Raw genomic sequence first — 11,312 nt, 5'->3', positions numbered from 1 at the left:
GATGAAATCATGATAATAAGTGGTGGACGGATAGCCCCAAGTCAATAATTTTAAGATTGTTTTAATTTGAAATTATGATGGAGCGCCGTGTGCGGTGAAAGTCGCATGCACGGTGTGGAGCAGGGGAAAAGGTGGAGATGATTTCAAAGCCTTACCTATTGCTATTAATAAAATATTTAGAATATTTGGTTGAGTATAATTCACATACAAATTTAACAGCAATTAGAGATATGAAAGATGCATTGGAAAAACATTTTTTAGATTCTCTTTTACTTCAGAATTTATTAGACAAAAAGCAGTGTAAAAAAGCCATTGATATAGGAACTGGAGCAGGTTTCCCAGGTATGGTTTTAGCTATATTTAATCCAGATATAGAATTTGTATTAATGGATTCTGTTGGTAAAAAAACAATATTTTTACAGAATGTAAAAGAGTTACTAAATTTAGAAAATGTTACAGTTATAAACTCTAGAGCTGAAGATTATATAACTTCTGAAAATAGAGAAACTTTTGATGTTGGGCTTTGTAGAGGTGTAAATAAGCTAAATGTAATTTTAGAATATATGATACCGTTTATAAAAATTAATGGTCATTTTTTAGCGCAAAAAATGGTTGGAACTGAAGAAGAGGATGAAGCAACAAATGCTTTAAATACTTTAGGAGCTAAAATAATAACAATACATAGATACAATCTTCCTCACTATGGTGATGAAAGATTGGTTGTAGAAATACTTAAAGATAAATTAACAGATATAAAATATCCAAGAAGAGCTGGTGTAGCTTTAAAAAAACCATTGTAAGAAAAAAATAAAATTTAGGGAGGGAAAGTTTATGATAATTTTTGAAAGATTAAAAAAATTAATATTCGTAACTTTTCCTCTTTTTATTTTTTTGAGTGGAGCATTGTTGATTAAAATTAATTTACCTAAGATAGTTGAAATTATACTAAAAGTAGCAATAGGACCAACAATATCTTCTCAAGAAATTAAATTCCCAAAATTTGGAGAAATAGAAATAAAAAACTTAGTGTTATCCAAAAACGATAAAGATATAATAAGAGCTCCAAAAGTTATAATCACTTATTCAAAAAAATCATTAAAAAACTTTAGATTAAAAGAAATAAACCTTGAAAATCCTTGGATTCATATTGAAAGAAAAGGAAGTGATGCAAATATAGTAGAAGCATTTTCTAATTCAAATAATCCAAGTTCGAATACAAAAGCAGGTACAACAGTTCCAATAGATATTATAACTGTTAAAAATGGAGTTTCAATATTTACAGACAATACATATTCTAGACAAATAAATCAAGATATAAAAAATGTGGATGGATATATTAAATTTGATAAAATCAAAGGACTCGATTTACAACTTAAAGGAAATAATAAAAATGAATTATATGAATATAGAATAAATAATTTAAATGAACCATTAAATATGAATATTATTTTGAAAAATGTGGAATTAAAATCAGAGTTAATTCAATATGGTTATGATGATAAGAATTTAAGTGAAGCAACAGGATTGATCAATATGAATTTAACAATAGCTACAAGTGGTTTAAAGGGATATGTTGAACTAATGGATGGAATTGTCAAATATGATGATTTGAATGAGTTAGTAAGAGATATAAATGGAAAAATTAAATTTGACGAAAAAGGAATAGGGATAAAATTTGAATATAATTTAAATAAAAATCCAGGTATATTTAATGTTTTTTATTCTGAAGAGTCAGGAGTAAAAGTAGAGTTTAAGTTTAAAGATTTACCATACTCAACTGCTAAAAGTTATAAATTATTAGAAGATTTAAATTTACCATTAGATGAACTGAAATTTAAAAATCTTGATGTTGAATTAACTTATAAACAAGATTTAGGATTTAAAGCTCAAATTCTTTATAATGCTTATCCTATTCTAAAACCTAAAATAAAATTAGAAAATTTAAATGGAAAATTAGAATTTGAAAATGGAATTTTAGGTTTATCTGGAAATAAATTAAAAATAACCTTGCTCGAAATTGATTACAAAAAAGATTTTACTTATAATTTAGATTTAAATTTAAGAGAAGAAGATTTGAAGTTTAAAGTAAAATCTAATTTTATAAATTTAGATGGAGAATATAATAAAAAAGATAAATTAATAAACTTGTATCAAAACTCTAAAAAGTCTTTTGTTTATGACCTGAAAAATAACAATCTAAATTTTATAAATTTAGAAGGTGAAAATTTAATAAATAATTATAAATTTTTTATAAAAGCAACTGAAGAAAATAAAACTATAAGAATTGAAGAGATTTCAATGATAAATGATGAAAATCAAAAAGTATTTCAAACGAAAGGTGAATTCAATACAGAAAATTTCAAATATAATTTAAAAGTTTATGCAAAAAATTTGAAAGAAAAAGAGTTGTTTGGAGAAAAAAAATTAGAAATAAAATTGGATTTTATAGGTGAAATATCGGGAGAAAAAGAAAAGTTTATATTAAGAGGAAATGTAAAAGATTTTAAAGTCAAAAATAAAGATGTGTCATTAGATAGTTATGCTAATATATCTATTATTAATAATAAAACTATTCAAGCTGAAATAGATGGTGAATTTAGAGAAGTAAAATATAAAAAATATGGAATTCAAGGTGTGAAAGTTAATTCAATCTATTCAGATGGAAAATTAAAAATTACTGATATAAGAAATGATTTGTTTAAACTTGTAGGAGAGGTAGATGTTTTAAAAAAGCATATTGATTTAAGTTATAATATAAATGGATTGATGAGTAATGAGTTTGAAAATAAACCATTAAATATTATACTAGAGGATGTAGAAGGAAAAATTGTAGGTAGTTTTAAAAATTTTGAAGCTTTGATAGATGTAAAAAAAGCATTTGTAGAGATGCCTAATAAAGAATTGGTACTATTAAATGGAACTATAAATTATAAAGATAATTTAATTTCAACAAAATATTTTAAAATAAATCAGAGTTTAGCAACAATAAATTACAATACAAATGAAAAATCAGGAGATTTTATTTTAAATATATTAGAAGAAAATTTAGCTAGATATTACAATTTCAAATCATTAAAGTATAGAATACTTTCTAGAGTTTCTGGAAAAATTGAAAAAAATAATATAAAAGCTGAAATTGCCATAAATATAGATAAAGCATACTTAAATGGAAAACCAATTCCAAATATAATGTCAAATTTAATTTATAAAAAAAATTCATTAGAGAATGTTTTGAAAATAGAAAATTTGGATATGTTAAATCTTAATGGAAAAAAAATATTATTTTCAAAGGGTCTGATAAATTTAATAGATAACACAATGGATTTCAATATTCCAACACAGAACGTAGCATTGAAAGATTTTGAGGGTATAATAAATACAAAAGATATGAATGGAAATATAAAAATAAAAAGTAGTATTAACGGTGAATTAAAAAACCTGAAATATTCATTAGAGTTATTTAATGGTAATTATGTGATAAAAGGATTTGAATTTAGTGGAATATCTTTAAATTTAATTGGAGATAAAGAAAAAATAGATGTAAATGAAGTATTAGCTTATTATCAGAAAAATGAGATTAGAGGAGAGGGAGAATATAAATTAAATTCTAAACAGTATGATTTTAATATATATTCTAAAAATATAGATTTAACTTTTTTAAATGCACTATTACCAAAAGAGGTAATAAGTGATGTAAGTGGCATAGCGAATATAGATGTTAAGCTTTCAAGTTTGTTAAAAAATAATAGTGGATATGTAGATTTAATAGATTTTAATGCTGATTTACCAAAAGCATTGCTTCATTTAAAAAAATTAAATATAATATTGAAAATAGATAATGAAAGGTTAACTGTTAATTCTTTAGTTGGAATACTAAATAAAGGAGAGATAAAAGGAAATGGTTATTTAGATTTACCTTCAATAGATGAGATTTCAGCAGATGAAGAATTCTATAAAAATCTAAAATATGCATTTAATTTATCACTAAAGAATGTGATTTATGAATTGAAAGATTATTTTAGAGTAGATATGTCAACTAATTTAACTTATTCTAAAAATAAGATTTCAGGAAATGTTATATTAAATAATGGAGAGATAACTGGAATTTTAAAAGAAGATAAAGGCTTGATTTTAACTGTATTAAACTTTATAATAGATAAAACAAGAAATATAATTGGAAAAAGTAAAAAATTAGGAGAAGATTTTGAAATAAAAGGAAGATTGGATGAAACCCCAGAATTTGATGTGAAAGTAATGATAAAAGATGGTATAGATATAAATATCTTAGATATTTCAACATTTGCTCAAGATATACAAGGAGTTTTACTAGGGAGGTTTGATTTATTTGGAAAAAATGATAATATAAATATAACAGGAGAGTTAGAAATCCAAAAAGGAAAATTTGTTTTAGGAAGTGAAGATTTTATAGTCACAAGAGCCTTGATTTTGTCTGATAAAAGAAATGGAAATATAACAGATTTTAATCCAAACCTAATTTTTGATATTTCCTCATTAACTTCAGGAGGAAATATAGAAATTTCTTTACAAGGAGAACTAAATAGTTTAAGATTAAATATAGTTACAAACCAAGGTAGTGAAAGCAGTAGTTTGAAAAATTTATTTGAAGGTAGTGGAACAGGTGGTGATAAAAATATTATTGCAATGCTGTTTAAAACCCTGATAGATAGTCAAATTTCTAGTACGTTATTAAGACCGATATCTAAAACAATAAAAAATACATTTCATATATCAAAATTTAGAATAGTTTCAGATGTTTTTAATCAAGAAGTTTTAGTAAACTCGGATAATCCAAAATCTCAAGATCCAAATGCTTTTAGTTTTGGAGCATACTTAGAAGCTGAAAATCCAATTTATAAAGACAAATATTTTTGGATTTTAAAATTAGGAATAATTGATGGAAGTAAATACGATCTTAGTGAAAGTACTACTGAAAATAAATCTAATGAGATTTCAAGTTCTGTTAATCAATTTGATTTTAAAGTTGAAAGAAGATATAGATCTGGTTGGTCTTATGGTGCTGGAGTATCTAGATTAAGTGAAACAAATATGATAGATGAAAAAAAAGAGGGGAATTTAAATTATTATGTTGATTTTAAATTCGAAAGAAAATATAATAATATAAAAGATATTTTTTTGAAATAAAAAATAATTGGAGGGCAATTTAGGATGAAAAAGCACCTGATAGGAATAGTATCGCTAATAGCTTCTATAGTTTCTTTTGGAGCAGAAGGAGAGTATTTAGTAAAAGGGGTAGAATTTAAAAATTTGAATGAAATACCTCAAGATGTTTTAATACAAAAGATGAGCTTAAAAAAGGGACAAGCATTCTCAACAGATGCATTATTAAAAGATTATAACAATATAAAAAAGAGCAATTATATAGAAGAATTATCAATTTATCCTCAAGTTTATGATGGTGGAATAAAGTTAGTTGTAGAAATAAAAGAAAAAAGAGATACAAAAGAATTGCTAGAAAAAGAGGGTATTTTACCAGCATCAGAAAGAGAAAGAGTTGACACATCATTAGTTGTTTCAAGTCTAGAAATAATAGGAAGCGTAAATGTACCAGTTAATGAAGTGATAAAAAAAATACCTATCAAAGCTGGGGGTTATTTCTCTAAAAATAAAATAGTTAGAGGACAAAGAGAACTTTTAGAAACGGGTATGTATAGAGAAGTAATGCCAGATGTTTATCAATATCCTGAAGGACTTGTTGTAGTTTATTCAGTTATAGAGAATCCAATTATAAATGGAATAACAATAACAGGAAATACTAAATATAGTGCTGAAGAATTAAAAGCCTTAGTAAATATTGAAAGTGGAAAAGTATTAAACTTAAATAAACTAAGAGATGCTAGAGATAAAATTTTAAAAAAATACAATGAAGATGGGTATGTTTTAGCAGAAATAGAAAATATAGATTTAACAGGAGCTAATAATCTTGAAATTTCTATAAATGAAGGTGTTATTGGTAATGTTGATTATACTAAAATGGTAACAAAACAAAAAGGACAAAGAAGAAAAGCTACAGATAATCTTTTAAAAACAAGAGATTATGTTGTAGAAAGAGAGATTGAAATTAAGCAAGGTGAAGTTTTCAATATAAATGATTATAATGAAACAGTTTCAAATTTAATGAGAACTGGTTACTTCAAAAATGTAAAATATGAAACAAAACCTGGTTCAGGAGATTTAGTTTTATTATTAGAAGAAGAAAGAACAGCAACTTTACAAGGAGCAATATCTTATGGTTCAGAAATTGGGTTCTTAGGTATGCTATCAGTTAAAGATATGAACTGGAAAGGAAAAGGTCAAGAGCTTGGAGTAACATTTGAAAAATCAGATGAAAACTATACAAGCTTCTCAATTAACTTCTCAGACCCTTGGATAAAAGACACAGATAGAATCTCTTGGGGTTGGAGTCTTTATAAAAATGAATATGAAAATAGTGACAGTGTACTTTTTAACGAAACAGATACATATGGAGCTAAAATTAACATAGGAAAAGGATTAACTAAAAATTTAAGACTAGGACTTGGAACAAAAGCTGAGTATATAACAGAAAAAGCCGATAAAGAAGAATTGGATATTTTAAGTAATGGAGAAGCTTTAAGAACAAAGTGGGAAGAAGAAAGAAGCTATGGATTATTTAGTATTTATCCATCAATAACTTATGATACAAGAAATAGTTACTGGAATCCTACATCTGGATGGTATGGAAAGTATCAAGTTGAAGTTGGATATGCAGATACTATAGATTCTGGAAGCTTTGCTAATACAACTTTAGAACTTAGAAAGTATCATAGAGGATTATTTAAAAAGAATACATTTGCATATAGAGCTGTTGGGGGAGTAATGACATCTTCAACTCCAGAATCACAAAGATTCTGGGTAGGAGGAGGAAGTACTCTTAGAGGTTATGATGGAGGATTCTATCAAGGAACTCAAAAAGTGACTGCAACAATAGAAAATAGAACTCAAATAAATGATGTTTTAGGATTTGTAGTATTTTCAGACATGGGAAGAGCTTGGGATTACCAAGGAGAAGATCCAGGGTACTTAAGAGAGGGTAGAGATGCTAAAGCTCCTGATGATGTAGCTACAACAGTTGGAGTAGGTTTAAGAGTTAATACTCCTGTGGGACCTTTAAGATTTGACTTTGGATGGCCAGTAGGGAATTCAGAAGAAAGTGGAATGAAATTCTACTTTAACATGGGACAATCATTCTAATAAATATATATACGGAGGATTTAAGATGAAAAAAATCGCATTAATTGGAATGCTAGCAGCATTATCAACATCAGCATTTGCTTTAAAAGTAGGATATGTAAATAGCCAAGAGCTTTTCGCAAAATATTCACAAACAAAAACTGTTAGAGATACTCTAACTAAAGAAAAGCAAACATTGGAAGCATCATTACAAAAACAAGAGATAGATTTACAAAAACTTCAAGTTGAATTACAAGGAAAAGGAAGTAAAGTAACAGATGCAGAAAAAAAATCTTTTGAAGGTAAAGTAACAGCTTTCCAAAAATTAGTAAGAGAATCTCAAGCTAAACTTTCAAATGAAGAAGCTAAAAAAATGCAAGAGATTGATAGACTAATAAACATTTCCATTCAAAATGTTGCTAGATCAGAGAAATATGATTATGTTCTTGAGCAAGGAGCAATAAAGTTTGGTGGAGAAAACTTAACTCCAAAAGTTTTAAATGTTATGGAAAAAAGCAAAAAAATAAATTAATTATATAATAAAGAGAGGGAGAATATGACTTATAAAATAGATAAGTTAATATCTCTTCTTGAATGTGAGGTAAAGGGGGATGCCAAAGTAAATATTACTGGGCTATCTCCCTTTTTTCAAGCTCAAGAAGGAGATGTTACTTTTGCATCAGATGAAAAGTTTTTAAAAAAATTGAATGAAACTAAGGCAAGTATAGTTATTGTACCTAAAGGAACAGAGTTACCTAATAACGGCAAAACATATTTATTAGTAACTTCAAATCCAAGATTTTTAATGCCAAAACTTTTAAATTTTTTTAAAAGAGAGATAAAAAAAATAGAAAAACTGAGAGAAGATTCATCTTTAATAGGTGAAGGAAGCTCTATAGGAATCAATTCTTATATAGGACACGATGTAGTAATAGGAAAAAATGTAATTATCTATCCAAATGTAACAATATGTCAAGGTGTAGAGATTGGAGATAATACAATAATTTATCCAAATGTAACTGTTAGAGAATTTAGTAAAATAGGAAAAGAGTGTGTGGTTCAACCTGGAGCAGTCATAGGATCTGATGGATTTGGGTTTGTAAAGGTAAATGGAAACAATACAAAGATTGAACAAATAGGATCTGTAATTATTGAAGATTTTGTTGAAATTGGAGCAAATACAACAATAGATAGAGGAACAATTGGAGACACAATAATAAAAAAATATACGAAAATTGATAATTTAGTTCAAATAGCTCATAATGACATTATAGGTGAAAACTGCTTAATAATCTCTCAAGTTGGAATAGCAGGAAGTACAGAGATAGGAAACAATACAACTTTAGGAGGACAAGTAGGTGTAGCAGGTCATCTAAAAATTGGAAGCAATGTTATGGTTGGAGCTAAGTCAGGAATAATAGGAAATATTGATGATAATCAAGTTTTAGCAGGTCATCCTGTTATGAATCTAAAAGATGATTTAAAGGTAAAAGCAGCACAAAAAAGATTGCCAGAACTTTTAAAAAGAGTAAAAGAGTTAGAAAAAAAAATTTAATAAAAAAAATCTAAAGGAGTTAAAATATCTTTTAGATTTTTTTATTTTTTTTAAATTAAGGTATTTAATTTAGAGATGTAACATGGTACAATATATAAAATAATAAAAATGAGGTAGTATAATGAAAAAGAGAATATTTTTTGATAAGTACGAAGAAATGAGATTTATATCCCATTTAGATATGCTTAGATTTGTAGATAGACTATTAAAGAAAGCACATATACCAATGAAATATACTCAAGGATTTCATCCAAGACCAAGAATTTCTTTAGGAAATCCAATATCGTTAGGAACAGAAGCTTTTAATGAATTGATGGATATAGAGTTATTAGAGCCAATGACAAATGAAGAAGTTTTAGAAAAAATAAATTCTGCAGCAGTTCCAGGATTTAGAGTTAATAAGGTTGAAACAGTAGAAGATAAAATAAGTATTGCAGATATTTATACAAATGCTTTATTTCAAATAGAAGGTTCAAAAGAGGACATAGATATTTTAGAGAATTTATTTAATCAAAATGAAATTATTGAAAGAAAAGAAAAAAAAGGTAAAATGTCTGAAAGAAACTTAGGAGAGAGAGTTAAAGATTTTTCAAGATTCCAGAATACCATAAATTTAGAATTGGTTAATACTTCACCAAATTCTTTCTTGATATTAGCAGGAGTAGATATAAAAAATGTCCACATAATAAAAAAAGGTTATAAAATATAAAATATATAATTAATTACAAAGGAGAAAAGATATGTTAGATTTAAGATTTATTCGTGAAAACATTGAAGTACTTCAAGAGATGCTTGTAAATAGAGGAAGTAATATTGATCTTCAAGAGTTTATAACGTTAGATACACAAAGAAGAGAGATATTAACTGAAGTTGAAACATTAAAAAATAAAAGAAATACAGAGTCTGCAGAAGTTGCTAGAAGAAAAAAAGCTGGTGAAGATGCGTCTGAAATTATAGCTGAGATGGGAAAAGTTTCTACTCAAATAAAAGAATTAGATGCTAAATTATCTATTGTAGAAGAAAAGGTAACTTACATTCAAATGACATTACCAAATGCATATCATTCAAGTACTCCAATAGGAAAAGATGAAGACGATAACGTTGAAGTAAGAAGATGGGGAACACCAAAAGAGTTTTCATTTGAGCCAAAAGAACACTGGGAATTAGGAGAAAATCTTGAAATTTTAGACTTTGAAAGAGGAGCTAAATTAGGTGGATCAAGATTTACAATATATAGAGGTGCTGCAGCAAGATTAGAAAGAGCTTTAATTAGTTTTATGCTAGATACTCATACAACAGAACACGGTTATATAGAGCATTTAACTCCAGTACTAGTAAGAAGAGAAATTTGTGAAGGAACAGGTCAACTTCCTAAATTTGAAGATGATATGTATAAAACAACTGATGATATGTTCTTAATTTCAACTTCTGAAATAACATTAACTAACATCCATAGACAAGAAATTTTAAATGAAAGTGATTTACCAAAGTATTACACAGCTTATTCACCTTGTTTTAGAAGAGAAGCAGGATCTTATGGAAGAGATTTAAAAGGATTAATTAGACAACATCAATTTAATAAAGTAGAAATGGTTAAATTAGCAACTCCAGAAACATCATACGATGAATTAGAGAAAATGGTAATTAATGCTGAAACAATTTTACAAAAATTAGAACTACCATATAGATTAATTCATCTTTGCTCAGGAGATATGGGATTTGGAGCAGCTAAAACTTATGACTTAGAAGTGTGGCTACCTGGACAAAATAAGTATAGAGAGATTTCTTCTTGTTCTAATTGTGCAGATTTCCAATCTAGAAGAATGGGACTAAAATACAGACCAGAAGGAAGCACAAAGAGTGAGTTCTGTCATACATTAAATGGATCAGGATTAGCAGTAGGTAGAACATTAGTTGCTATAATGGAAAATTACCAACAAGAGGATGGATCATTCTTAATTCCTGAAGTTTTAGTACCTTATATGGGTGGAATGACTATTGTTAAAAAGTAGTTTTTTAATCTTATTTGTTTTAAATCTACTAATTAAAGATATGAAAATTTTAGGGATTTTACTTTTTATTGGATTATGTTTAAATATATTCTTAAACAAAGAGTTATTAAAAAATTTAAAAAAATTAAAATTTTTAATTTTTATCTATTTAACTACTTTTTTTGCACAAATTTACTATCACCAAGAAGGAGAAGTTTTTTTTAAAATATACAGTATTTATATTACAAAAGGTGGAATTTTAAACTTTGCTTCAAGTTTTATAAGGATAATAAATCTAATTTTATTATCGTGGTTAGTAAATACTCAGAAAATATTGCCAAAAAGTTTATCATCATATCAGAGTATTATAGAGGATGTAATTGAGCTAATTCCTGAGGTTTTTAAGATTTTTAAAAGCAAAAGAAAGATAAAGTGGTTTTTTAGATATATTTTAAGTCAAATAAAGATGAAAAACTAATAGTTTCAAAAATTGATTTTAATAAAAAAATTTGTTATATTAATAGTATAAATAAAAA

At 26.5% G+C, this 11,312-nt stretch carries 8 protein-coding genes; all 8 read left to right on the top strand.

Features of this window, described 5'->3' with window-relative positions:
• Nucleotides 1–137 precede the first annotated feature (137 nt).
• The 8 genes from rsmG (at nt 138) to ACRCZX_RS05480 (ending at nt 11,254) form a co-directional block, all read left to right on the top strand.
• Nucleotides 138–800, top strand: coding sequence for a 16S rRNA (guanine(527)-N(7))-methyltransferase RsmG (rsmG, locus tag ACRCZX_RS05515; RefSeq protein ID WP_438581934.1), 663 nt, complete (start codon nt 138–140; stop codon nt 798–800).
• A 31-nt stretch (nt 801–831) separates the two neighbouring features.
• Nucleotides 832–5,163, top strand: coding sequence for a translocation/assembly module TamB domain-containing protein (locus ACRCZX_RS05510; protein ID WP_438581933.1), 4,332 nt, complete (start codon nt 832–834; stop codon nt 5,161–5,163).
• A gap of 24 nt (nt 5,164–5,187) precedes the next feature.
• Nucleotides 5,188–7,251, top strand: a complete 2,064-nt coding sequence (locus tag ACRCZX_RS05505) for a BamA/OMP85 family outer membrane protein (protein ID WP_438581932.1) — start codon at nt 5,188–5,190, stop codon at nt 7,249–7,251.
• 25 nt (nt 7,252–7,276) lie between these two features.
• Nucleotides 7,277–7,762, top strand: coding sequence for an OmpH family outer membrane protein (locus tag ACRCZX_RS05500; RefSeq protein ID WP_438581931.1), 486 nt, complete (start codon nt 7,277–7,279; stop codon nt 7,760–7,762).
• A 24-nt stretch (nt 7,763–7,786) separates the two neighbouring features.
• The gene (gene lpxD / locus ACRCZX_RS05495; RefSeq protein WP_438581930.1) at nt 7,787–8,785 is read left to right on the top strand and encodes a UDP-3-O-(3-hydroxymyristoyl)glucosamine N-acyltransferase; all 999 of its coding nucleotides are present in this window, start codon (nt 7,787–7,789) and stop codon (nt 8,783–8,785) included.
• A gap of 121 nt (nt 8,786–8,906) precedes the next feature.
• On the top strand, nt 8,907–9,494 hold the full coding sequence (locus tag ACRCZX_RS05490; protein WP_438581929.1) for a TIGR03936 family radical SAM-associated protein: 588 nt from the start codon (nt 8,907–8,909) through the stop codon (nt 9,492–9,494).
• A gap of 31 nt (nt 9,495–9,525) precedes the next feature.
• A complete protein-coding gene (gene serS / locus ACRCZX_RS05485) occupies nt 9,526–10,797 on the top strand; it encodes a serine--tRNA ligase (RefSeq protein WP_438581928.1) in 1,272 nt (423 codons plus the stop codon).
• Nucleotides 10,784–11,254: a hypothetical protein gene (locus ACRCZX_RS05480; RefSeq protein WP_438581927.1), complete on the top strand. Its 471-nt coding sequence runs from the start codon at nt 10,784–10,786 to the stop codon at nt 11,252–11,254. Before serS ends, ACRCZX_RS05480 begins: the two co-directional genes overlap by 14 nt.
• Nucleotides 11,255–11,312: the final 58 nt, after the last annotated feature.

Source organism: Cetobacterium sp., from assembly GCF_051658645.1.
In the GTDB taxonomy this organism is placed as follows: Bacteria; Fusobacteriota; Fusobacteriia; order Fusobacteriales; family Fusobacteriaceae; genus Cetobacterium_A.
The sequence above is the reverse complement of the archived record's forward strand: the minus strand, read 5'-3'. Positions and strand labels throughout refer to the sequence as shown.